Genomic DNA, 22,393 nt, shown 5'->3' on the forward strand with positions numbered 1-22,393 from the left:
CGAAACGACCAATCCCCATAGCTGAGCGCCTCGGTCCCCGCGGGTTCCTTCTTCGGAGACTTTCGTACGCCTCACGGCGCCCGAAACTCTTCACGTACGGAATGGCTGCTTCCGAGTGAGGGCGCTTAAAAAGCGGACGGCCTTCTGTCGACCTAGCTACGCCGAAAGGTGCTGGTCAGCTTCGGTAAAGATGGGCTCCTTATGAGCGGGTGGCGCCCTCCGTCGCAACGAGAGTTCTCCACCCGGACCGGTGACCTTGCCGGCATGCGCCTATATGGCCCGACGGAACAGACGCACTATATTAGTAGGCGCTAAATGAACTGAGATCACCGACTCAGGAACGACGCCGATGGACGCCGTAACGCCGAACGACCTGACGCGGCTTGAGGACAAGGCCGGAGATGCTGCGCGCCTGCTCCGTCTCCTCGCCAACGAGAAGCGCCTGCTTATCCTGTGTCTGCTGATGGCCCGTAGAGAGATGGACGTGACGAGCCTCGCCGAGGCGGTCGAGCTCAGCCAGTCGGCCCTGTCGCAGCACCTCGCCAAGCTCCGCGAGGACGGGCTCGTCGCCTATCGCCGCGAGAGCCAGACGCTCCACTACAGGCTAGAGGATCCCCGCGCCGCCCGGGTGCTGGCGACGCTCAAGGACATCTTCTGTCCGGAACTTGGCTGACGGCATCAGACACGGAGGATCTCCGCCTCAAGCCCCGGGCGATCCGGCCGGTTGCGCAGCCGCAGGCTCAGCCCGCTCCGGTGGGACGCCATCTCGGCGATGGCGAGCCCAAGCCCGCTCCCGGTGGCGCTCTTGTGGCGGCCGCGGAAGAAGCGCGTCGTGACGTGCGGCAGTTCCTCGGCGGGGATCCCCGGCCCCTCGTCGCGCACGAGCACGCCCTCCCCACTGGGACGGGCCAGCCATTCCACCGTGCCGGCCTCCATGTGTTGCACGGCGTTCTCGTGCAGGTTGCGCACCGCGAGGCGCAGGCTCTCGGGATCGGCCCGTAGGGTATAGCCGCGCAGCCCCGGGTCGATCAGGGTGCGAACCCCCGGCGACACCCGCATGCCGTTGACGGTCTCGGCCACCAGCGCGCCCACGTCGACCTCGGCCAGGGTCGGAGTCTCCCCGGCGGCGTCGAGCCGGGCCGCGTCGAGCAGTTGGCGCACGAGGCGGGTGGTGCGATCGACGGCTGCCAGGATCTGGTGCAGCGCCGCCTTCGCCACGTCCGGGTCGGTGGTGGCAATCGCGACCTGGGCCTGGGTCTTCAGCCCGGCGAGCGGCGTTCGCAGTTCGTGCGCGGCGAAGGCCGTCACCTCCCGTTCGTGCCGGCGCGCCGCCTCGACCTTGAGGAACAGGCCGTTGAGGGCGTCGGCCAGCGGCCGGACCTCCGCGGGCGCCCGGCCCGCGTCGATGGCGCTCATGTCGTCGGCGTCGCGGCCCGCGAGGTCGCGAGCCATCCGGCGCAGGGGGCGCAGGCCCTGCCCGAGACTCGCCCAGATCAGCATCCCGAGGAACGGCACGACGAGAAGCGCGGGGGTGACGAGGCCCATGATGAGGTCGGTGACGAGGCGCTCGCGCAGGCCCAGGCGGTCGCCGACCATGACGCGCACGCCTTTCCCGGCGTCCTCGACGGTAAAGACCCGCCACGTCTCGCCGTCGACCTCGCGCTCGGAGAAACCGGCCGGCGCGTCGGTCAAGCGCCGCTCCGGGGCTCCGCTCGACCGCGCGACCATGCGCCCGTCGAGCGACCAGATCTGGCAGGATAGCTGCCGCTCGTAGGCCGTCGGCGCCGGGAAGGTCGGCAGCGTCCCGTCGGGGGCCGTGCCGCCGACCGCGCCCACCAGGGAGCCGACCATGCGTGCGGCTTCCTGCAGGCGGTTGTCGAGCACCTGCTCCACCTCCCGCTTCGAGCCGAGGTAGATCCAGGCGACGGCGCTGAGCCAGATCAGCCCGGTCGCAAGGAGCAGGATCGCGAAGAGCCTGACGCGCAGGGATGTCATGCCGGCGCCCTCATCCGGTAGCCGAGGCCGCGCACCGTCTCGATGGCGTGCTTGCCGATCTTGGCGCGCAGGTTGTGCACGTGGACCTCGACCGCATTGCTCTCGACCTCTTCCTGCCAGCCGTAGAGCCGCTCCTCCAACTCGGTCTTGGAGCGGAGCACGTCCGGACGTTCCATGAGGGCCGCCAGCACCATGACCTCGCGCCGGGACAGGCCGACCGGCACGCCGTCGACCGTCACAGCGAGGCTGCTGGGATCGAGCCGAATACCGCCGTGCTCCAGGAGTGCGGCGGCCCGTCCCGAGGCCCGGCGGACGACCGCGCGGATGCGGGCCGAGAGTTCGTCGAGGTCGAAGGGCTTGCCGAGGTAATCGTCGGCGCCGCCGTCGAGCCCGGCGATCCGGTCGGCCACCGCGTCGAGGGCGGTCAGCAGGACGACGGGCGTCCGGTCCTTCCGGCGACGCAGGCCGCGCAGCACGTCGAGGCCGGAGCCGTCAGGGAGCATCAGGTCGAGCACGATGGCCGAGAACGCGCTCGCCGCCAGCGCTGCCTCGGCGTCGGCGCAGGTCCCGACGCAGTCGACCGTCGCCCCGCCGAGGCCGAGGCCCGCCCTGAGCCCGTCCGAGAGGATGGGATCGTCCTCGACGACGAGGATGCGCATGCGTGTGTCCCCCCTGACCGCCCCTCATCCTGCGGGCCTGGCTTAAGCCTGGCTTAAGCTGCGTTTCGGACCCGCGGCGGGCCGATCCGGACCCCGCCCATGCCGAACGTATTCGCCCACCTCATCCTCGCCGCCCTAGTCTGGGCTGGCGCGGCGGCCTGGTCTCCGGGATGGTCCCAGGAGAGAGCCGCGCGGCCAACGCCCTTCACGCTCGCCGCGACCCGTGACGCGAACCTCGCCCTCCACCTGCGCTGGACCATCGCGCCCGGCACCTACCTTTACCGCGACAGGATCCGCGCCGAGGCCGGTACCGGCACGGAGCTTCCCGTCAGCACGCCGCCCGCGGAGACAAAGGACGACCCGAATTTCGGGCCGACCGAGATCTACCACGACTCGGTGGAGGCCCTCGTGCCCGGCGCGGCGCTGGCCAGCATGCGAGAAGTCCGGGTCACCTACCAGGGCTGCGCCGAGCGGGGCATCTGCTACCCGCCGGTCACGAAGCGGCTGGACCTCGCCGCCCTGGCGAGCGCCGGAGCGTCCCAAGGCGGCGAAGCCACCCCGGTAGGCGAAACGGCCGCCGCACCTACCCGCCAGGACGTCTTCCCCGCCGGACCGGCCGCCCTCCTCGTCGGCAACCTCCTCGGTGTCCTGGCGGGCATGTTCGGGCTCGGCCTCCTCCTGGCGTTCACCCCCTGCGTGCTGCCGATGGTGCCGATCCTGTCGGGCATGATCGTCCGCTCGGGCCAGGGCCTCACGCCGGGGCGGGGCCTCGCGCTGTCCGGAAGCTACGTCCTCGCCATGGCGGCGGCCTATGCCAGCCTCGGGGTCGCGGCGGCGTGGCTCGGCCGCAACCTGCAGGTCGCCCTCCAGACCCCGCTCGCCCTCGGCCTGATGGCCGCCGCCTTCATCGCGCTGGCCTTGTCGATGTTCGGCCTTTTCGACCTACAGGCGCCACGCTGGTGGCGGGACCGCTTCGGCGCCCCGGCGGCGGAAGGTGGGTCGGTCGCGGGCGCCGCGTTCCTCGGCTTCAGCTCGGCCCTCGTCGTCGGTCCTTGCGTAACGCCGCCCCTTGCCGCCGCGCTGCTCTACGTCGCCCAGACGGGGAACGTCCTGCGCGGGGCGCTGGCCCTCTTCGCCCTCGGCCTCGGGATGGGCGCGCCGCTGGTGCTCGTCGGCGCGTTCGGCGCCGGCATCCTGCCCCGGTCCGGCCCGTGGCTGGTGCGGGCGAAGCAGGCCTTCGGCTTCGTCTTCCTCGCTCTCGCGGCCTCGCTCGTGACGCGCCTCCTTCCGGACGGGCTATCGCTTTTCCTCTGGGCGGTCTTGGTCATCGGCCTCGGGCTGGCGCTCGCGGCGATCACGGCGAACGGCCGCCCGTCACGCACCGGTCGCGCGGCGGGCTTGGTGGCCGTCACCTATGGCGGCCTTCTTCTTTTCGGCGTCGCCACAGGTGCGGACGACCCGCTGCGGCCCCTAGCCGGCCTCGGCTCGTCACGACCTGAACACATCGGCGACGCTCGTACGGTCTCTTCCGTCCCGGATTTCGAGGCAGCCCTCCTGGCGGCCCGAGCCGAGGGCAAGCCGGTGCTCGTCGAGTTTGCCGCCGACTGGTGCACCGTTTGCCGGACGAACGAGCGGACGGTCCTGGCGGATGCCGACATCCGGGAGCGGCTCAGGGCCGTCTCAGTCATCCGCGCCGACGTCACCCGCGACGACGACGCCACCCGGGCCCTGATGCGCCGCTTCGAGGTGGTCGGCCCGCCGACCCTCGTCCTGATGCGCCCCGACGGCGGCGAGGTCCGGGAGGCCCGCACCGAGGGCGAGCTCACGGTCGAGGACCTGAAGCGCCGCCTCGCCCTCGTCGGAGCCTGAGCTCCCCCTCTCGAACCAACCATACCCACGGAGACCGTCATGGACCGCAGGACCCTGCTCGCCCTGATCCCCGCCGTCGCCCTCGCGCCAGCCCTGCTGTCGCTGGCGCCCCATACCGAGGAGGCCTTCGCCCAGGGCATCGACCCGAACGCCATCCTCAACGACCCCGAGGCGCCGGTCTCGGGCAACCCGAAGGGCGACCTGACCATCGTCGCCTTCCTCGATTACAACTGCCCCTTCTGCAAGAAGGCCGAGCCGGACCTGCTCCGGCTGGTGAAGGCGGACGGCCGCATCCGCCTCGTCCACAAGGACTGGCCGATCCTCGGCGACGCCTCCGTCTACGGCGCCCAGCTCGCCCTCGCGGCGAGGTACCAGGGGCGCTACGACGACGTGCATCGCACGCTGATGGGCATCCCCGGCCGCAAGATCCCGAAGGAGCGGATGCTTGAGGCGGTGTCCGCCTCCGGGGTCGACATGGCCCGGCTGGAGTCGGACCGGGCGTCCCACCAGGGCGAGATCGCGGCCCTGCTCCAGCGCAACCTCGACCAAGCGGACGCCCTCGGCCTACAGGGCACGCCGGTCTTCCTGATCGGCCCGCTCAAGGTCGCTGCCGCCCTCGATTACGACGGCTTCAAGCAGGCGGTGGCACAGGCGCGCGCCAAGGGCCGCTCGTGATGCGGCCGATCTTGCGCTTCCCGGCGATCCTCGCGCTCGCCGCAGCGCTCGGGGCCTGTTCGGCATCGATGGGCGCCCCCGGGCCGGTCGCCGAGGCGGGACCGCGCCTTCCGGCGGATGCCGTCCGCCGCTACGCGGCCGTCACCGACGAACCGTTCCCGGTCGATGCGGTCGATCCGCGCGACCTGAAGGCCCGCAACGTCCGCCAGGTCGTCGACTATCCGACCAAGCAGCTACCCGGCACCCTGGTGGTCGACCCCTATCGGCGCTTCCTCTACCTCGTCATGGAGGGCGGCAAGGCGATGCGCTACGGGGTCGGGGTGGGCAAGGCCGGCTTCGAGTTCACCGGGGAGGCGACGGTCGCGCGCAAGGCGTCCTGGCCGCGCTGGACGCCGACCCCCGACATGCTCCGGCGTGACCCGGAGCGGAACGGGCGCTGGGCCGGCGGGATGCCCGGGGGCACACGCAATCCCCTCGGGGCCCGTGCGCTCTACCTGTTCAAGGACGGCAAGGACACGCTCTACCGCATCCACGGCACCACAGAACCGTGGAGCATCGGCGAGGCGGTTTCGTCCGGATGCATCCGTATGCTGAACCAGGACGTCATCGACCTGCATCGCCGCGTGCCCACCGGCACGAAGGTCGTCGTGCTCGGGTCGCGGGGCACCGCCCAGGCCGCGCGGCCGGCGGCGCCGGAGACGACCGGCAGCCTCGGCGGCGACGCCGGGACCGGGCCGGACACGAGCGGCGGCCTCGACCGTACGCGCCTAGACGACCTTTCACGCGACGCCTCGGAGGCGCCCGAACCCCTGACAGACGACGGAGTGGCGGATGAAGACGGTCTTTAGGAGCCTGATGCTGGCGGTCGTCCTCGCGACGATGGGCATCGGCGCGGTCCGCGCCGGCTCGGAGGCGCCGGCCGGCTACTATGCCGACCAGAAGGTGGTCTACCACAACGGCGGGGGCGGCCCGGACGGAGGGGCCTACTTCAAGCGCCTGCTCGGCAACCTGCGCAACCACGTCGAGGCCGTGGGCAGGGCGCATGTCGAAATCCGCGTGGTGAGCCTCGGCGACGGTGTCGGCCTGTTCCAGTCGGCCGCGAACGACAAGGAGCTCGCCGGCCGCATCGACGCCCTCAAGGGAATGGGCGTGCGGTTCCTGGTCTGCGCCAACACCCTGCGCGAACGGAAGATCGACCGCACCACCCTGTACGGCGTCGGCGAGGACGACCTCGTGCCGAGCGGCGTCGCCGAACTCGCGCGCCTGCAGGGCATGGGGTTCGCCTACATCCATCCCTGATCTCGTCGAGCTGTAGTCGACGCGCGCCCCGCCGGCACCCCGTCGGCGGGGGGCGCCCGTGCGCCACCGCACCCACGCAGCGCATCCCGAGCCAGGGCGCAAGTTTCCCGCTTGCCATTCTATTAGATATCGCTAATCAAGAATCATCTAATGTTTAGTCCGCGTGGGACGTCGTTCCCCGCGGCCAGCCGGACCTGGTCCGGACCAACGCCTGGGAGCGACCACCATGGATGGCTTCACACCCGTCAGCGCCCTCGCCGGCGGTGCCATGATCGGCACCGCCGCGGCCCTGTTCCTGCTCCTCAACGGACGCATCGCCGGCATCAGCGGCATCCTCGGCGGCCTCCTGGCTCCACCTTCTCGCGAGACCGGCTGGCGTGGTGCCTTCGTGGTAGGCCTCGTCCTGGCGCCGCTCGCCTACGCGGGCCTGGGAGGCAACCTGCCGCCGGTGACGGTCGGGGCATCGTTCCCGATCCTGGTCCTCGCGGGCCTGCTGGTCGGGTTCGGGGCGCGCCTCGGCGCCGGCTGCACCAGCGGCCACGGCGTCTGCGGCATCGGCCGCGGCTCACCCCGCTCGCTGGCCGCGACCGGCACGTTCATGACCGTCGCGATCCTCACCGTCCTCGTCGCGCGGCGTCTCGTCGGAGCCTGAGCCATGGCTAAGACCGTCTCCGCCCTCGCCGTCGGCCTCCTGTTCGGCCTCGGCCTCCTCGTCTCGGGCATGGCCGACCCGGCCAAGGTGCGCGCCTTCCTCGACGTGACGGGCCGCTGGGACCCGAGCCTCGCCCTCGTCATGGCGGGTGCCGTCGCGGTCTCGGCCGCCGGTTACCGCCTGGCGCTGCGGCGCGGCCGGCCGGTGCTCGCGCCCAGGTTCGATGTCCCGACCCGGCGCGACCTCGACGCGCGTCTCATCGCCGGGGCCGCGATCTTCGGCCTCGGCTGGGGGCTGGCCGGCCTGTGCCCCGGGCCCGCCCTCACCATCCTGACCGTGGCCCCGATGGAAGCCGTGACCTTCGGGGCGGCGATGGTAGCCGGCATGCTGCTGTTCCGCCTGGTTCCGGCGGCGCGCCTGAAGCCGACGGCCGTGCCGGGAGCCGACGCATGATGCCCGCTCCCCTCACATCCGGCCTCGCCGCCGGCTCTGGCGGGGTCGTGGGGGTGATCCTCGGCCTCGTCGGCGGGGGCGGCTCGATCCTCGCGGTCCCGCTCCTGACCTACGTGGTCGGCGTGTCCTCGCCCCACGTGGCCATCGGCACGAGCGCCCTGGCGGTCTCGGTCAGCGCGGCGGGCAACCTCGTCCCGCAATGGCGGGCCGGGAACGTGAAGTGGCGCTGCGCGGCCGCGTTCTCGCTCGCCGGGATCCTCGGCGCGCTCGCCGGCTCGGCGGCCGCCAAGGCGGTCGACGGGAAGAGCCTGCTCGCCCTGTTCGGGGTCGTCATGCTCGTGGTCGGCGGCCTGATGCTGCGCAAGCGGCAGGGCGACGGCGATCCGGACGTGCGCCTGACCAAGGCCAGCGCGCCGGTGCTCCTGCCGTGGCTTCTCGGCATCGGCCTCGCGGTTGGCCTGTTCTCCGGCTTCTTCGGCATCGGCGGGGGATTCCTGATCGTGCCGGGCCTGATGCTGGCGACGTCGATGCCGTTGCCCATGGCCATCGGCACCTCGCTGGTCGCGGTCAGCGCCTTCGGGGCGGCGACCGCGGCGAGCTACGCCGCCTCCGGCCTGATCGACTGGCCGCTCGCCGGCCTGTTCATCTTAGGCGGCGTGTTCGGGGGCCTCGTCGGATCGAGGGTCGGCCAGCACCTCACCGGGCGCAAGCGCGCCCTGACCGTCACCTTCGCCGGCCTCGTCATCCTGGTCGGCCTCTACGTCGTCGCCCGCGGGGCTCTGCCGCTCCTCGGCGCGGGCAACTGAACCTCGGAAGGAGGAGATCCATGTCGAACCAGACCGTCGGCCCCTTGCGCGGGCATCCCATCGTGACCGGCTGCCACGACGAGCCGACCGGCAGCATCCAGTACGTCGTCGCGGACCCCGGGACGAAGCGCTGCGCGATCATCGACCCGGTCCTCGACTTCGACCCGAAGTCCGGCGCGACCGCGACCCGGTCCGCCGACGCCCTGCTCGCCCATATCGAGCGGGAGGGCTACGTCCTGGAGTGGATCCTCGACACGCATCCGCACGCCGACCACTTCTCGGCGGCCGGCTATCTGCACGATAGGACGGGCGTCCCGACCGCCATCGGCGAGAAGGTCGTCGACGTGCAGCGGCTCTGGAAGGGGCTCTACAACCTGCCGGAGAAGTTCCGCACGGACGGTTCGCAGTGGTCCCGGCTCTTCGCCGACGGCGAGCGCTTCCGGATCGGCGACCTCGACGTCGAGGTGCTGTTCACGCCCGGCCACACCATGGCCTCCATCGCCTACCGGATCGGCGACGCCGCCTTCATCCACGACACCTTGTTCATGCCCGACAGCGGCTCGGCGCGGGCCGACTTCCCCGGCGGCAACGCGCACGCCTTATGGCGCAGCATCCAGCGCATCCTGGCCCTGCCGGACGACACGCGGCTGTTCACCGGGCACGACTACCGCCCGGGCGGCCGGGCAGCGGCCTGGGAGAGCACCGTCGCCCGGCAGCGGAGCGAGAACCCGCACCTCGTCGAGACCCCGACCGAGGAGGCGTTCGTGGCGATGCGCGAGGCGCGTGACCGCGCGCTGCCGATGCCCAAGCTCATCCTGCATTCCCTGCAGGTGAACATCCGCGGCGGGCGCCTGCCCGAGCCCGAGACGAACGGACGCCGCTACCTGAAGATCCCGCTGGACGCCCTCGACGGCGCGGCGTGGGGCGAATGACGGAGGTCACCATGGCAAAGATCAGCGCGAAGGACCTTGTGGCGCAGGCCAACCGGGAGGTGGACACCCTGTCGGCCGAGGAGGCGCTGGCGCGTCTCGGCCAGCCGGGCACGGTGCTAGTCGATGTGCGCGAGGGCGAGGAGTTGGCCAAGACCGGCAGGATCGCCGGCGCCGTCCACGTCCCCCGCGGCTTCCTTGAGTTCCAGGCCGACCCTGCGAGCCCGACCCACCGGGCCGAGCTCGGCGGGGGCAAGCGCTTGGTGCTTTACTGCGGTTCCGGCAACCGTTCGGCCCTTGCCGCCAAGACCCTGAATGACATGGGCCTCGGGCCGGTCGCCCATGTCGCCGGCGGCTTCCCCGCGCTGGCGAAGGCCGGCGGCACCGTCGAGCCAGCCTGATCGGGACTGACAAGCCGACAAGCCGCAGGTCACTTGCGACCGGCGGCCTCCAAGTTTGGGCGGTCGACGATCTCGACCGCGCCGCGCCGGACCTCGATCAGGCCTGCCTCGGCCCATTGCCCCAGGATGCGGCTCACCACCTCGCGCACGCTGCCAATGTCGTCTGCGAGCTTCTGGTGGGTCACCGAGGCCACCCCACGCGGGTCAGCCTCGGCCAGAAGCCGTTGCGCGAGGCGCTGCTTGAGCGGGGCAAACGCAACCTCGTCGATGAGCGTGAACAGGCCGGACATCAGCCTGGTGTAGTCGTCCATGACGAAGCTGCGGAACGCGGCGCTGTCGCCCATCAGGTGCTGGAACGTGCTCACCGGCAGGGCCGCGAGTTCGGTCCGCTCCTCGGCCACGCTCTGAGCCGGGAAGTTGCCGCCGGACAGGAGGCACTGCGTGGTCAGGGCGCAGGTGCCCCCCGGGCCGACCTTGTAAATAAGCACCTCGCGCCCGCCCTCCGACATGCGGAAGATGCGCGTGCGGCCCTCCAGGCACATCAGGTAGTTGGCGCACTCGCCATCGAGTTCGTAGGCGATGGCCCCCGCGTCTAGCACCGGGAAATGCACTGTCCCCCGGGCGATCTGGAGATGCGCCGGGCTGAGAGCCTGGAGCAGCGGAAACCGGTCGATCCAGCGTTCGACCTTCTGGGCATCCATCATGGCGGCGTAGTCCCCCCGGCCATGACGACGGGCTGATCGTCCGGCTCGCGTTGCGTTTTTCTCCCGCCGCTCTGGACTTGTGTGACCTGGGTCACCGACCGGGTGCAGCGGCTCGGCATAGCATCGCGACACAACGAACACGATAAGGGCACCCATGCGTGGTGCCCACCGGGAGTGAACCGATGCGCCGCCTCGCCCTGAGCTTCATGCTCGCCGCCCTCGCCACCGGCCCCGCCGCGGCCGAACAGGACCTGCTGCTCGGGGCCGACATGTTATCGCCCGCCATGACCAAGGCCGAGATGAGCCGCGCCGACGTCGAGGCGCTGGTCAAGGCCGCGGACGGCAAGCCGGTCGACCTGCATGACAAGTCCCTGTCCGGCCTCGACCTCTCCGGGCTGAACCTCCGGGGCGCCAACCTCCGGACGGCACGCCTGAACAAGACCAACCTGCGCGGCGCCGACCTCAGCGGTGCGAACCTCGAACAGGCGTGGTTCCTGAAGGCCGACCTGTCCGGCGCCAAGCTGGCGGACGCGAAGATGTTCGGCATCACGGCACGGGACGCCAACCTCAGCGGGGCTGACCTCAGCCGGTCCATGCCCATCGGCGACTTCAAGGGCGCCAACATGAGCGGCGCCACTCTGGTCGACCTCAAGGGCGGCGCCGACATCAGGAACCAGTCCATGGGCCTGATGCGCGCCGTGTTCGTGTCGGTGAACCTCTCCGGTGCGAACCTGAAGGGCGCCGACCTCGGGCGGTCGCGGCTCGAATACGCCAACCTCAAGGATGCCGACCTCACCGACGTGGTTCTGATGGGGTCGGACCTGTCCGGGGCCAACCTGACCGGGGCTACGGTCACGGGCGCGGACTTCAAGAACGTGGACGTCAGCGGTGCCCGGCTGATCGACCTCAAGGGGCAGCAGGAAGCCAAGGATTGGGCCGAGCGCGTGAACATCGACCGCGCCGTCACCCAGGCATCCAACTGAGCCGCCCGTCCGCCGCGCCATTCCATGAAGGAGACAGCCGCCCCATGACCACCCGTCGCATCCTGCTCGGCGCCCTGGCCGCCGCTCCCCTGCTGTTCGGCACAGGCGCCCAAGCCGCCGAGGCGATTTTCACACCCGATGCCTTCGAGGCGGCGCAGAAGGCGGGCAAGCCGATCCTCGTCCATGTCACAGCGCCCTGGTGCACCGTCTGCGCTGCACAGAAACCAATCCTGGCCAAGCTGGAAGCCCAACCCCGGTTCAAGGACCTCCAGGTGTTCGACGTCGACTTCGACAGCCGCAAGGACGTGTTGAAGCGGTTCGGCGTGACGACGCAGAGCACCCTGATCACCTTCAAGGGCGAGAAGGAGACGGGGCGCTCGGTCGGCGACACCCAGCCAGAGTGGATCGAGGGCGCCGTCGAGAAGGCGTTGTAGGTCGGCCATGGCCACGACGTTCGGCCTCGCGTTCCTCGCCGGCATCCTCTCGGTGATGTCGCCCTGCGTGTTGCCCCTTCTGCCGCTGGTTCTGAGCGCAGCCGCATCGGAGCACAGGCTCGGCCCCGCCGCCTTGGCCGCCGGCCTCGCGGTGTCCTTCGTGGCCATCGGGCTGTTCGTGGCGACAGTAGGGTTCGCCCTCGGCCTCGACGCCGATGTCTTCCGCACCGTGGCGGCCATCATGCTGGTCCTGATCGGACTCGTCCTGATGGTTCCGGCCGCCCAGACCCGGCTTGCCGTCGCCGCCGGCCCGGTAAGCAATTGGACCGAGAGCCGGTTCGGTGGCTTCTCGACTGCCGGGCTCCTGGGACAGTTTGGGGTCGGGCTGCTGCTCGGCGCGGTCTGGAGCCCCTGCGTGGGGCCGACCCTCGGGGCCGCGTCCCTCCTCGCATCGCAGGGGCGAGACCTGGGTACGGTGGCGGCAACGATGCTTCTGTTCGGCATCGGCGCCGCCCTTCCGCTTCTGCTCCTCGGCACGCTGTCCCGCGAGGTACTGATGCGCTGGCGCGACCGGATGATGGGGCTCGGCAAGGGGCTGAAGGTCGCCTTGGGCGCCATCCTCGTGGCCACCGGCCTGATGATCGCCACGGGCTACGACAAGGCTGCGGAGACCGTCTTGGTCAACGCCTCGCCGGCTCGGCTCACCGACCTGACGACCCGCCTTTGACCTTGATGGCATCTGCCTCCAGAGCCCGCCCCATGCGACCCTACCTTCTCCGGACCTGCCTGCTCTACGCTGCCATCCTTCTCGGGATTGCAGGTCCGGCACATGCTTGGGAATTGGTCGGCACGAAGCAGCTTGAGCTACGCACCCGCGACGGTACGTCCATCCCAATCGGCACCGTGACGTTCACCCCAGGGCCGGACGCCACGCGGTTCGTCGTCACCCTCGACCGGACGAAGTTCAAGGACTTCTTTCTGTCGATGCGTGAGTTCAAATGCGTCGAGGGGCCCGAGGTCCAGTGCCACGTCCCCTATCCCTACGCGAACCCGGGAACGGTCCGCCCGGGCGATTTCACGTGGCTGGAGCACGCCCTGCTTTTCCTCTACAAGGCGCCGGCCGACTACGGAGCCAAGTTAAGCAACGGCCTCTATTACGCTCTTCAGAAAACGGAGGACGGGCTGGTTGGAAGGCCGATGGCGGTGGACCTCAACGACATCGCGGCTCCGCCCCAGGATCCCTCCGTGCCCCCGTTCGATCAGGCTGCCCGTGCGGACATTGTTCCAGGCGCCCGCTGGATCGAGGCGCTCGTCATTCGCTGAGACGAACTCGTCAACCCACCGGACTCAGTTAAACGCGCAGGTAGCTCCATCCTGCTTCCTGAAGGGTCACGAGACGGACCGCCCCCGCTGGAACGATGCCGACGTGGGGCAGCAGTTCCAAAGGGTGTCCCTCGGCCTTCTCCGTAGCCTTGATTGTGTTGCCGCAGGCCGAGAGGACGATCCCGGGCACGCTCTCGCTGATGGAATGGATCCTCGCCGTCACGGGCGATGTATCGGCCCGCAGCATGTGCAGGCCTGGGCCATAGGCGACGATCTCGACTTCCAGTTCCTCGGCCTGTTCGCTGTATTCGCGCGCGAGGTTGACCGCATTGTTGAGGGCAAGATCGAACACGCCGCTCTCGCGCGAACTGACCTGCATCGCGACCCGGTGGGTCTTCGGGCCGGTTGCCGGAGCCGCCGTGGCCCTGCTCGCCCCGAGTCCGGCCAGCAGCGCGGCCAATCCGGACACACCCCTGCGCGACAGCATCATCTCGTCCCCTCCGTTGTCGAACGATCCTGATCCGAGACGCGCGCTCCTCTTGGAACCATCTCGTCAGGTCTGCAGGAATCGATAGCTGTCGCCGGCACGCTCGACATGTCCGACGCCCGAGCCCGGGAGATGAAAGCCAACGAGCGTCATCCGCTCGTTCGCCAACCGGTCCAGCAGGGTCAGGCGGGTGCGGGAAGCGAGGTCGCGGTCGAGATCGCTTCCGAACGCCCAGGCGGGACGCCGGAACGACAGGACGCCATGGCTTAGGGCATCCCCGCCGATCAGTACCTGATCCCGTCCCGCTTCGACGAGTACGGAGGCGTGGCCGGGTGTATGCCCCGGCGTCGCGACGTAGGTGAGGCCGGGAGCGATGCTCTCGCCGGGCTTGCGGCGCTCCAGCTTCGACTCAAGACGGCGCAGGGTCCGTCGCGAGCCCACGGAGAGACCCTTCAGCCAGTCGGGCACCAGGTTCTCGACGTCGTCGCGGGTCCAAAAATCCCATTCCGCCGCCGGCACCACGTAGCGGGCATTGGGAAACCGTTCGCTGTCGTCGAAATCGTCGATCGCGCCCCAGAGATGATCGGGATGGGCGTGCGTGAACACGACCTGGGTGATCGCCTCGCGCGAAATGTTCCGGCTCTCCAATGTCTCTCCGAGCTTGCCTGCCGTAGGCTGAAATGAGTTGCCCGAGCCAGCATCGATCAGGATGATCTCCGAACCAATTCGCACGAGGCTCGCGTTCGTCGGGATTGGGGTGGCCTCCGCGCGCTGGCCCTCGACCTTGAAGACAGTCTCCACCTCCTCGCGCGGCGTGTTGGGCAGCATGAACGCGAGGGAGGAGGACAGCGTGCCGTCGCTCGCCGTCTCGATGGAGGCGCCGCCGACCTTCAGTGCTTCCGCCGGGTTGGCCGACGCGCTGTTGGTCGGCCACGCGCTCGCGAGGCCTACCGCAAGCCCCGCCATGAAGAGACGCCTGTCGCACCGCGATCCTGGGATAGGGGCGCCGGTCATCATTGGACCGGCGGCGCCTTCTTCGCGGAGTCGGCAGCCTTGTCGGGCGTCACGTCGAGGATGCGCGCATGGCTTGTGATGGTCGCCTCTTTGGGCAGGCAGTTGGTCATGCAGGGCTTGGCCGTCCAGAACTCCTTCTCCGCCGTCTCGCGGTCGTCCATGAAGAAGTTCTTCTCGTTCGGCAGGCGGATGCTGGCGAGGTTCTTCTCGTTCACCTCAAAATCCTGATCCTTCAGGATGTCGTTGAGATAGAGGAGATAGGCCGTGACCGAGTAGGTCTCGTCCGGCGTCAAGGTCTGGGCCGCGCCGAACGGCATCGCCCGGTGCACGAAGTCGAAGACGGTCGAGACGTAGGGCCAGTAGGACCCAATGGTCTTGACCGGGTTCTCCGACTTCAAGGTCCCGGATCCGCCGGCGAGTTCCGGCCACCGGCCCGCGCCTTCGCCGAACTCGCCGTGGCAGCTGGCGCAGCGCTCCTGGAAGATGGTCTCACCGAGTGCCGCCGTTCCCTTGCCGACCGGAAGCCCCTGGCCGTCCGGCCGCACGTCGATGTCCCAGCCCTTGATTTCCTCGGGCGTTGCCGCGCGGCCGATGTTTAGGCGCTCGGCCGCCACCGGCGTCGCGGCGAGGAGGATGGCCGAAAGGGCGGCCGGAATGAGGTTACGCGACCTCGACATTCTCGATCTCCCCGGTGGGCAGCACGTGCCAGGTCTGGATGCCGTTGTTGTGGTAGATCGAGTTCAGGCCGCGATGCTGGCGCAGCGCCGCCTTGGTCGGCTGCACATAGCCGGTCTCGTCCCTGGCGCGGGACTGGAGCAGCAGCGGCTCACCGTTCCAGTCGAACTCGTAATAAAAGCGCGTCAGCGCCTTATCGAGGACCGGACCGTCGAGGCGGGCGGCGCGCCAGTTGCGACCGCCATCGAGGGAGACGTCCACGCCATTGATCGCCCCGCGTCCCGACCACGCGAGGCCCGAGAGCACAGTAAAGCCCTTGCCGTGGATGGGCGCCTGCGGGCTCGGATTGGTGATCACGGACTTCGCGTCCATGGCCCAAGTGAAGCGCCGCGCCTGTCCGTCCGCCATGAGGGCCGTGTACTTCGAGGTCTCCTCGCGGGTGTGCCAGGGCTCGTCGCCAACCTTGATCCGGCGCAGCCACTTCACCCACATATTGCCCTGCCAGCCGGGCAGGACGAGGCGCAGGGGATAGCCGTGCTCGGGATAGAGCGCCTCGCCGTTCATGGCGTAGGCGACGATGGCGTCGTCGAGCGCCTTTTCGATCGGCACCGAGCGGGTCATGGCCGACGCATCGGCCCCCTCCGGCAGCAGCCACTTGGCGTTCGTCTTGAGACCCGCCTCTTCGAGCAGGCGCTTGAGCGGCACGCCCGTGTACATGACGCAGTGGATCATGCCGTGGGTGAACTGGCAGCCGTTGAGCTGCGCGCCCTTCCACTCCATGCCGGAATTGGCCGCGCATTCGAGGAAGGCGATCCGGTTGACGCGGGGGAAGCGCTTGATGTCCTCCAGCGTCAGCATCAGCGGCTTCTCGACGAGGCCGTGGATCATCAACCGGTGCTCGGCCGGGTCGATCTCGGCAATGCCGCCATGGTGGCGCTCGAAGCCGAGGCCGTTGGGGGTGATGATCCCCTCAAGCTGGTGCAGCGGCGTGAAGCTCACCGAGCTCTGGCGAGAGGCGGTCAGCCATTCAACGTCGCGGCGGATCACGTCCGCCTCGAACTTCGAGGGGCGGCCATAGGGCCGGCTCACGACACCGTCACCGAGGGATTGCGACCATTCCGGCACGTTCGGCGGCAGGTTCTTCGCCTCCGGCGCGGCGGCCGCCGCACGGCCCGCGAAAGCGCCGGTTCCCACCCCGGCCCCGACCGCTCCGCCGAGAGCGAGGCTGGTGCGCAGGAAGGATCGGCGGGAGGTCGGCCCGGACGGATCGGGGCGCGGCTTCGGTTCAGACATCGGTCTCTCCGAACTGTTTCAAGTATAGCAATGTGTGAATATCTTGAAGACGACTAGGCGCCACGGACGGTGACCTGCGCGGGCGTCGGGTTCACCGTTCCCTTGGCCTTGATGTGCGAGGCGACGACGTCCCAGATCGGCGGACCCTCGGTCCCCTCGTTGACGCTCGCCCAGCCCGCCACGGTGTAGCTGCTGCCGGCCTCGATGGGTTTGCCGGTGCGCAGGAGGGTGAGGTCGGAGATGCGGCTGCCAGCCGGACGGGCGACGTCGATGGCGTAGGACACGCCCCCCACCCGAACCATGTCGCCCCCCTGCTGGTAGTACGGGTCTGCGTTGAAGAGGTTGTCGGCCACGTCCTCCAGCACCTCCTTCAGCCGGGCGCCGGTCATGGGCATCCGGTAGGCCGCCGGGTAGGTGATGGCGGTGGCGTTGTAGACGTCCTCGTGGGTGATCGCTTGTCCGGGCAGGAGGGTCGTGCCCCAGCGGAAGCCGGGCGAGAGGGCGATGTCGGCCTCGCGCTCGGACAGGAGCGCATCGCAGATCAGGTCATCGAAGGTGCCGTTGAAATTGCCGCGCCGGTAGAGCAGGGCCTCGGTCCGCCCGAGTTCCTGGCTCAGCATCGTCTCGTGGGGTGCACGGATCGCCTGGATCTTGGCCGCCATCGCCTTCTGCGGGGCGATGACATCGGAGAAGATCGGGATGAGCTTCGAGCGGTAGCCCTTCACGGCGCCGTCCCGCACGTCGAGGTCGACACGGGTGAGGAACTTGCCGTGGCTGCCCGAGGCGATGAGCATGGTATTGCCGACCTTCACCGCCTGCGGCAGCGCATCGTGCGTGTGGCCGGTCAGGACGACGTCGATTCCCTTCACCCGCGAGGCGAGTTTGCGGTCGACGTCGAAGCCGTTGTGGGAGAGCAGCACGACAAGGTCGGCGCCCTCTTTCCGGGCCTTGTCGACGCTCGCCTGGACATCCTCCTCACGAATGCCGAAGGACCAGTTCGGAATCATCCAACGCGGGTTGGCGATGGGCGTGTAGGGGAAGGCTTGCCCGATTACCGCGACCTTCGCGCCGCCGCGCTCGAACATCTTCGTGGATTCGAAAGCCGGCTCGTTCCACTCGGCGTCGCGGACGTTCTGGCCGAGGAACGGGCAGCCGAGCCCATCCACGATTTCCTTCACCCGCTCGGTGCCGAGGGTGAACTCCCAGTGGCCGGTCATGGCGTCGGGTTTCAGCAGCGCCATGCAGTCGACCATGTCCTGGCCCTTGCTCACCATCGAGGTGTAGCTGTTCTGCCAAGTGTCGCCGCCATCGAGGAACAGTACCTTGTCGCCGCGCTCGGCGCGGATCGCGTCGAGCACCGTGGCGATGCGGTCGAGGCCACCCATCCGGCCGTAGCTGCGGGCCAAGGCGACGTAGTCCTCCGGCGTCAGCGCATAGGCCAGCGGCGAGCCGCCGGGGATGCCGTAGAGGTCGAGGTAGGCGCGTCCGGTGACGTGGGGGACCTGACCGCGCGCCTCGCCCACCCCGAGATTGGTCGAGGGCTCGCGGAACAGCACGGGCCGCAACTGCGCGTGGATGTCGGTCAGGTGGACCAGGGTGACGTTGCCCATCGGCTCGAAGGCCAGGAGGTCGTCCTGGGTCAGGCGCTGCTGGGCGAAGGCGCGGGTCCAGCCCGTCGGCACCAGGGCCGCTGTGGCGGCGGCGATCTGCAGGAAGTCGCGGCGTGAGGTCATGGGACGATCCGACCCTTAGTTGCGCACGGCAGGCGTCTCGACCGGAAGGCCGAGGCCGCGCCACGCGACGTAGGTCTCCAGGGCGAGGAACTCGTCGGAGAGCGGCTTGAACGGCGTGGCCCGGACGTCCTGCATGCAGCCCTCCATGCGCTCGTGCAGCGGCACCAGCCGCTGGTCGCGCAGGCGGTAGACGGGGAAGCCGTTGCTCTGCCCCTGGCTGAGGAAATCGGCCCGAAGGTATTTGCCGTGGTTCTTCTCGTGGCAGCTCGCGCAGGCGAGATCGAGCTGGCCGTTCCGCTGGTAGTAGAGCGACTTACCGCGCTCGAACCAGGGCGTCATCGGCCCGTCCACCTTCACGGCGACCGGCATCCCCCGGGACTGATTGCGGATGTAGGTGGTCATCGCCGTGAGTTCGGGCGAGCCGAAGGCGTAAGGCTCGGCCTTCAAGGCGCCGCTGCGGCAGATGTTGATTCGCTGCTCCAGATTGACCGGCTTACCGAGCTTCTCGTTCCATTTGGGATAGGCCGCCGCGACGCCCTTCATCGAGGTCGAGGCCTCGTTGTGGCAGCTCGCGCAGGACTTGCCGGCCGCGCCATCGACCTTCGACCAGAGTTCCTCGCCCTGCTCGACGGCGAGGAAGCCCGGATTGTTGAAGTCGTCGGCCTGCATCTCCTGCGTTTCCTTGGAACGGAAATACAGGCCCGAGACGACTTCCTCGAACGGAGAATCCGGGTTCTGGGGCTTCATGCCGTGCGCCTGCCACGCCGGGCGCTCGGACGGCTCTTTCGCGGCGGGCGCCGACGGCATGTCCTGCGCGTGTGGCGCGACGGCCAACGCGACGAACGCGAGCGCTGTAAAGGCGAGAGTTGGGCGGACCATGGTGAGGGCTCCGGCGCGGCAGGGAGAGGCGCTCCGGGGCGAACGGCCCCGGGCGCGCGTCAGGCGACCTTGATCTGCTCGGTGGCCTGGATCTTCGATCCATCGTCATCGACCCAGGTAAAAGTCAGCGCTCCGGATTCTTCGGGCTTAATCTTGAACTGGAAGTAGGGATTGGCGGAGACTGCGCTCTCGATATCGGCGCTGAAGATCGTCTTGCCGTTCAGGTCACAAGTGAACTTGTTCAGGATCTTGCGCGGGATCGTCTTCCCGTCCTTGTCCTTGCGCTGACCGGACTCCATCGTGTGGGAGACGAGCGTCTTCACCTCGATGACGCCGCCCTTGGCGACTTCCTTCTTGTCGAGTTTGATCCGCGGCTTCACGTCGGCCATGTGGTCCTCCCGTCCTCGTTCGATGCTGTCGCGTATGGGTTAGCCGCCGCAGCCGCCGATGGTGACCTTCACCTGGCGGACGTCGCTGAAGACGGAGCCGTCGTTCATGCGGGCGACCGCGATGACGTTCTGGGTCTCTGCGAGACGGATCCGGGTGTTCGCCTCCGCGACGCTCGACGGCGTGAAGTGGAAGCTGATGACGCCGGGGTTCGGGTTGCCCTCGGCGACGATCATCACCTCCTCGACGTAGCTTTCCGCCGTCATCGGCCCGTCGACGCTCACCGTCATCGGCACGGTGTTGCCGTTCTCGGCGATCTCGGGGAGTTCGAGCTTGACCCTGCCCTTCACCGGCTCTTTGCCGCGGGTGAAGGCCTTGATGGCCTCATCGGTCGCGGGCTTCGCCGCCAGGGCCGGGCCGGCGCGGAAAGCGAAGGCGGTGGCCACCATGGCGCCGGTGCCGAAGGCCAGGGCTTGGCGGCGGTTCAATGCGGGAATCTTGGCAGAGGTCATGGGAAGCGGCTCCTTCAGCCCGCGAGATCACTTCAAGGTCGTGAGGTAGGCGACGACGTCCTCGACCTGCTGCGCGGTCAGGATCGGCTTGCCCTGGAATTCGGCGCGCACGCGGTGGAGGCCGTCGATCCGGTAGAAGGCCGGCATCACGGTCGCCTCGGTGAAGACGTGCTTTGGGTTGACGACGATCATCCGCAGGTGGGCTGCGTCCCACCGGCCCGCGACGCCGTCGAGGGAAGGCCCGACCTCGCCGTGGAAGGATTCGCCCTTGAGCGACGAGACCTGATGGCAGCCGAGGCAATTGCCCTGGCGCCGGTTCACGACGACCTTCGCGCCGGCCGCCGCATCCCCCGGCTTGTCGGTGAGCGGCTCGGGGATTGCGTCGCTGCCATCAATGGCGACGATCTTGAACGGGGCGAGCCCGGTGGAAGCCGTCTCGGCTCCGGCGGCGGTCGCGAGGACGCAAAGTCCCGCGAGCGCAAAGGCTGTGATCGGCCTGCGCATCTGGCGTTTCCTCGGTGCGCCGTCTTTGCGGCGGGTGCGGTCGTCTCGGACCGCTCGCTCTGCCGGCGGGCAAACCCATCGACATATGCGAATTATTGCAAGTTTGACGTGGATCGCTCCTAAGTCAAGCTGGAATTGCGAGGCCGCTGACTATCGCGGCGGGACTGTCAGCCCCGCTGCGCCGCCTCCGGCGAGCGGAGGTAATCCTGCAGGGTCGTCCGCTCGTCGGCACGCTCGGCCACGAAGGCGAAAGTCCGGCGGAACTCCTCCGGCGGCACGTAGCCCCGCATTCGCAGGACCTCGCGCTGCTGGGGGGTCTTGCCCGCGAGTGCCGTCTCCTCCACCGGAAAAAACTGAACGGTCGGCGTGGACCGGATGCCGTACTTCTCTGCGAACGCTTTCTCGGGAAGGATCTGCCCGTCGAAATCGGTGACTTCCCGCGAACCGATGAAGTTCAGTTGCAGGATCTCGAAATGCTCGCGGATGAAGGCGCTCGTCGCCGGATCCGCGAGGTTCACGAGATGGATCTGCTTGCAGAAGGGACAGCCCTTCAGCTCCCAGAGGATGGCGAGGCGCTTGCCGTGCTCCCGCGCAGCCTTCAGATCGTCGGGGAGATCGAGGAAGCTTTCGAGGAACCAGGGCTCCCGGTAGAGGCCGTCATCGCCCTGGATCGCCTGGGCCATGGCCCTGGAGGGCAGGCCGAGCGCGAGGGCACCCGCCAGGAACCGGCGCCGGGTCGACATGGCGTCACCTCCAAATATTCTAGTTCCTGCATGTGTAGAGTGATTGTCCTGCCCCTGGCAATCCGGTCCTCCTGACATCCGGCCGCCACTGCAGCCGCACGGACGACGGCGGCTCCGCGCCGAGGGCGATCACGATCCCGGCGGCTGCGCCGTTGCCCCTCGAACACATTCGTCTTTTGCTATATCAAGATCGGTGGTCCTGGGCTTGGGAAGGCCGATGCGGGGAACGAGGCGAGCGGTCATGGCGGGGGCGTGGGGGTTCGCCCTATGGCCCGGCCTCATCAAGGCCGCCGAGCTGATCAAGTTCGAGCGGCGCGGCTGCCCGTGGTGCAAGGCGTGGGACAAGGAGATCGGGCCGATCTACCCGAAGACGGATATCGGGAAGCGGGCGCCGTTGCGCCGTGTCGATCTCGACGCAGGTCTCCCTCCCGGACTCACGTTCAAGCGCCCGATCCGCTACACACCGACATTCGTCCTCGTCGAAGACGGGTCCGAGCTCGACCGGATCGAGGGCTATCCGGGTGAGGATTTCTTCTGGGGGCGGGCCGAGCGGTTGCTCGAACGGCTCCCCGGATCCCCATGACGGGCTTCGGGCGGCGAGGAAAGGAGTGGAATGATGCCGTTGCAACAGGCGCAACCGGTGACGAGCGTCGAGGCCCCGGGTAGCCTCGACCTGGATCTGTTGCTGGCCAATGCCCGCGATGCCAGCGAGCTGCTCAAAGCCCTCGGGCACGAGGCAAGGTTGGTCATCCTCTGCCTGCTGGTCGAGGGCGAGCGCTCGGTTTCGGAACTGGAGCAATTGCTGAACCTGCGGCAGCCGGCCGTGTCCCAGCAACTGGCGCGGTTACGGGCCGACGATCTCGTCGAGGCCCGCCGCGATGGCAAGAACATCTATTATGCGCTGGCCCGGCCGGAGGTTCGCGAGATCATCGCCGCCCTGCACCGCGCGTTCTGCAACGGACGGACACCGTAACCGGCGAAGCC

General features: G+C 68.9%; 29 protein-coding genes. 16 read left to right on the plus strand and 13 right to left on the minus strand.

Annotated elements, in window-relative coordinates; all coding sequences use genetic code 11:
- Nucleotides 1–349: 349 nt before the first annotated feature.
- Complete coding sequence (locus BM396_RS04870) at nucleotides 350–673, plus strand: ArsR/SmtB family transcription factor (RefSeq protein WP_043378758.1); 324 nt, start codon at nucleotides 350–352, stop codon at nucleotides 671–673.
- Between the two features lie 5 nt (nucleotides 674–678).
- Here the strand turns inward: BM396_RS04870 and BM396_RS04875 are convergent, their stop codons facing one another.
- Nucleotides 679–1,995 carry an ATP-binding protein gene (locus BM396_RS04875; RefSeq protein WP_043378760.1) on the minus strand — a complete coding sequence of 439 codons (1,317 nt, stop codon included), beginning with the start codon at nucleotides 1,993–1,995 and terminating at the stop codon, nucleotides 679–681.
- Nucleotides 1,992–2,654 (minus strand): response regulator, encoded by a 663-nt coding sequence (locus tag BM396_RS04880; protein WP_043378763.1) that lies wholly within the window; start codon nucleotides 2,652–2,654, stop codon nucleotides 1,992–1,994. The genes BM396_RS04875 and BM396_RS04880 overlap by 4 nt, the downstream gene beginning before the upstream one ends.
- A 99-nt stretch (nucleotides 2,655–2,753) precedes the next feature.
- On the opposite strand from BM396_RS04880, the gene dsbD reads away from it, so the two are divergent.
- The 9 genes from dsbD to BM396_RS04925 all read left to right on the plus strand — a co-directional run bounded on the left by dsbD (nucleotide 2,754) and on the right by BM396_RS04925 (nucleotide 9,738).
- Nucleotides 2,754–4,523, plus strand: coding sequence for a protein-disulfide reductase DsbD (gene dsbD / locus BM396_RS04885; protein ID WP_043378765.1), 1,770 nt, complete (start codon nucleotides 2,754–2,756; stop codon nucleotides 4,521–4,523).
- Between the two features lie 39 nt (nucleotides 4,524–4,562).
- On the plus strand, nucleotides 4,563–5,198 hold the full coding sequence (locus BM396_RS04890) for a DsbA family protein (RefSeq protein ID WP_043378767.1): 636 nt from the start codon (nucleotides 4,563–4,565) through the stop codon (nucleotides 5,196–5,198).
- Complete coding sequence (locus BM396_RS04895; RefSeq protein ID WP_170867464.1) at nucleotides 5,198–6,046, plus strand: L,D-transpeptidase; 849 nt, start codon at nucleotides 5,198–5,200, stop codon at nucleotides 6,044–6,046. The genes BM396_RS04890 and BM396_RS04895 overlap by 1 nt, the downstream gene beginning before the upstream one ends.
- Nucleotides 6,030–6,497: a DsrE family protein gene (locus BM396_RS04900; protein ID WP_042674191.1), complete on the plus strand. Its 468-nt coding sequence runs from the start codon at nucleotides 6,030–6,032 to the stop codon at nucleotides 6,495–6,497. Before BM396_RS04895 ends, BM396_RS04900 begins: the two co-directional genes overlap by 17 nt.
- A gap of 226 nt (nucleotides 6,498–6,723) precedes the next feature.
- Nucleotides 6,724–7,149: a YeeE/YedE family protein gene (locus BM396_RS04905; RefSeq protein ID WP_043378772.1), complete on the plus strand. Its 426-nt coding sequence runs from the start codon at nucleotides 6,724–6,726 to the stop codon at nucleotides 7,147–7,149.
- A 3-nt stretch (nucleotides 7,150–7,152) separates the two neighbouring features.
- Complete coding sequence (locus tag BM396_RS04910; protein ID WP_043378775.1) at nucleotides 7,153–7,602, plus strand: DUF6691 family protein; 450 nt, start codon at nucleotides 7,153–7,155, stop codon at nucleotides 7,600–7,602.
- Complete coding sequence (locus BM396_RS04915) at nucleotides 7,599–8,408, plus strand: sulfite exporter TauE/SafE family protein (protein ID WP_170867465.1); 810 nt, start codon at nucleotides 7,599–7,601, stop codon at nucleotides 8,406–8,408. The genes BM396_RS04910 and BM396_RS04915 overlap by 4 nt, the downstream gene beginning before the upstream one ends.
- 20 nt (nucleotides 8,409–8,428) lie before the next feature.
- A complete protein-coding gene (locus BM396_RS04920) occupies nucleotides 8,429–9,340 on the plus strand; it encodes an MBL fold metallo-hydrolase (RefSeq protein WP_043378778.1) in 912 nt (303 codons plus the stop codon).
- 11 nt (nucleotides 9,341–9,351) lie between these two features.
- Complete coding sequence (locus tag BM396_RS04925) at nucleotides 9,352–9,738, plus strand: rhodanese-like domain-containing protein (RefSeq protein ID WP_043378997.1); 387 nt, start codon at nucleotides 9,352–9,354, stop codon at nucleotides 9,736–9,738.
- Between the two features lie 29 nt (nucleotides 9,739–9,767).
- Here the strand turns inward: BM396_RS04925 and BM396_RS04930 are convergent, their stop codons facing one another.
- Nucleotides 9,768–10,442 carry a Crp/Fnr family transcriptional regulator gene (locus tag BM396_RS04930; RefSeq protein ID WP_043378781.1) on the minus strand — a complete coding sequence of 225 codons (675 nt, stop codon included), beginning with the start codon at nucleotides 10,440–10,442 and terminating at the stop codon, nucleotides 9,768–9,770.
- Nucleotides 10,443–10,624: 182 nt separating this feature from the next.
- Between BM396_RS04930 and BM396_RS04935 the strand changes: the two genes are divergently transcribed.
- From BM396_RS04935 to BM396_RS04950, 4 genes are read left to right on the plus strand one after another with little or no spacing between them, the layout of a single operon-like run.
- On the plus strand, nucleotides 10,625–11,425 hold the full coding sequence (locus BM396_RS04935) for a pentapeptide repeat-containing protein (protein ID WP_043378784.1): 801 nt from the start codon (nucleotides 10,625–10,627) through the stop codon (nucleotides 11,423–11,425).
- A gap of 44 nt (nucleotides 11,426–11,469) precedes the next feature.
- Nucleotides 11,470–11,859: a thioredoxin family protein gene (locus BM396_RS04940; protein ID WP_043378787.1), complete on the plus strand. Its 390-nt coding sequence runs from the start codon at nucleotides 11,470–11,472 to the stop codon at nucleotides 11,857–11,859.
- 7 nt (nucleotides 11,860–11,866) lie between these two features.
- Nucleotides 11,867–12,586, plus strand: coding sequence for a cytochrome c biogenesis CcdA family protein (locus BM396_RS04945; RefSeq protein ID WP_043378789.1), 720 nt, complete (start codon nucleotides 11,867–11,869; stop codon nucleotides 12,584–12,586).
- Nucleotides 12,587–12,618: 32 nt separating this feature from the next.
- Nucleotides 12,619–13,182: a hypothetical protein gene (locus BM396_RS04950; RefSeq protein WP_043378792.1), complete on the plus strand. Its 564-nt coding sequence runs from the start codon at nucleotides 12,619–12,621 to the stop codon at nucleotides 13,180–13,182.
- Between the two features lie 28 nt (nucleotides 13,183–13,210).
- Here BM396_RS04950 and BM396_RS04955 read toward each other — a convergent pair whose 3' ends face one another.
- The 10 genes from BM396_RS04955 to BM396_RS05000 all read right to left on the minus strand — a co-directional run bounded on the left by BM396_RS04955 (nucleotide 13,211) and on the right by BM396_RS05000 (nucleotide 21,409).
- Nucleotides 13,211–13,672 (minus strand): DsrE family protein, encoded by a 462-nt coding sequence (locus BM396_RS04955; protein WP_043378795.1) that lies wholly within the window; start codon nucleotides 13,670–13,672, stop codon nucleotides 13,211–13,213.
- A 63-nt stretch (nucleotides 13,673–13,735) separates the two neighbouring features.
- A complete protein-coding gene (locus tag BM396_RS04960) occupies nucleotides 13,736–14,683 on the minus strand; it encodes an MBL fold metallo-hydrolase (RefSeq protein ID WP_043379000.1) in 948 nt (315 codons plus the stop codon).
- Entirely contained in the window at nucleotides 14,683–15,360 is a 678-nt protein-coding gene (locus BM396_RS04965; protein ID WP_043378799.1) for a c-type cytochrome, read from the minus strand. The genes BM396_RS04960 and BM396_RS04965 overlap by 1 nt, the downstream gene beginning before the upstream one ends.
- A complete protein-coding gene (gene soxC, locus BM396_RS04970; protein ID WP_043378802.1) occupies nucleotides 15,344–16,651 on the minus strand; it encodes a sulfite dehydrogenase in 1,308 nt (435 codons plus the stop codon). The genes BM396_RS04965 and soxC overlap by 17 nt, the downstream gene beginning before the upstream one ends.
- Nucleotides 16,652–16,704: 53 nt before the next feature.
- Nucleotides 16,705–18,384: a thiosulfohydrolase SoxB gene (gene soxB / locus BM396_RS04975; protein WP_043378805.1), complete on the minus strand. Its 1,680-nt coding sequence runs from the start codon at nucleotides 18,382–18,384 to the stop codon at nucleotides 16,705–16,707.
- Between the two features lie 15 nt (nucleotides 18,385–18,399).
- Entirely contained in the window at nucleotides 18,400–19,263 is an 864-nt protein-coding gene (gene soxA / locus BM396_RS04980) for a sulfur oxidation c-type cytochrome SoxA (protein ID WP_043378806.1), read from the minus strand.
- 59 nt (nucleotides 19,264–19,322) lie between these two features.
- Nucleotides 19,323–19,652 carry a thiosulfate oxidation carrier complex protein SoxZ gene (gene soxZ, locus BM396_RS04985; protein ID WP_043378809.1) on the minus strand — a complete coding sequence of 110 codons (330 nt, stop codon included), beginning with the start codon at nucleotides 19,650–19,652 and terminating at the stop codon, nucleotides 19,323–19,325.
- A 39-nt stretch (nucleotides 19,653–19,691) separates the two neighbouring features.
- Nucleotides 19,692–20,162 carry a thiosulfate oxidation carrier protein SoxY gene (soxY, locus tag BM396_RS04990; RefSeq protein ID WP_043378812.1) on the minus strand — a complete coding sequence of 157 codons (471 nt, stop codon included), beginning with the start codon at nucleotides 20,160–20,162 and terminating at the stop codon, nucleotides 19,692–19,694.
- A gap of 27 nt (nucleotides 20,163–20,189) precedes the next feature.
- Nucleotides 20,190–20,666: a sulfur oxidation c-type cytochrome SoxX gene (soxX, locus tag BM396_RS04995; RefSeq protein WP_043378814.1), complete on the minus strand. Its 477-nt coding sequence runs from the start codon at nucleotides 20,664–20,666 to the stop codon at nucleotides 20,190–20,192.
- Nucleotides 20,667–20,833: 167 nt separating this feature from the next.
- Nucleotides 20,834–21,409, minus strand: coding sequence for a thioredoxin family protein (locus tag BM396_RS05000; RefSeq protein WP_043378816.1), 576 nt, complete (start codon nucleotides 21,407–21,409; stop codon nucleotides 20,834–20,836).
- Nucleotides 21,410–21,650: 241 nt separating this feature from the next.
- Here BM396_RS05000 and BM396_RS05005 point away from each other — a divergent pair, with 241 nt between their 5' ends.
- Both BM396_RS05005 and BM396_RS05010 read left to right on the plus strand, forming a co-directional pair.
- Entirely contained in the window at nucleotides 21,651–21,992 is a 342-nt protein-coding gene (locus tag BM396_RS05005) for a thioredoxin domain-containing protein (protein ID WP_170867466.1), read from the plus strand.
- A 33-nt stretch (nucleotides 21,993–22,025) separates the two neighbouring features.
- A complete protein-coding gene (locus BM396_RS05010; protein WP_043379005.1) occupies nucleotides 22,026–22,382 on the plus strand; it encodes an ArsR/SmtB family transcription factor in 357 nt (118 codons plus the stop codon).
- Nucleotides 22,383–22,393 lie beyond the last annotated feature (11 nt).

The organism is Methylobacterium sp. UNCCL125 (assembly GCF_900116795.1).
In the GTDB taxonomy this organism is placed as follows: Bacteria; Pseudomonadota; Alphaproteobacteria; order Rhizobiales; family Beijerinckiaceae; genus Methylobacterium; species Methylobacterium fujisawaense.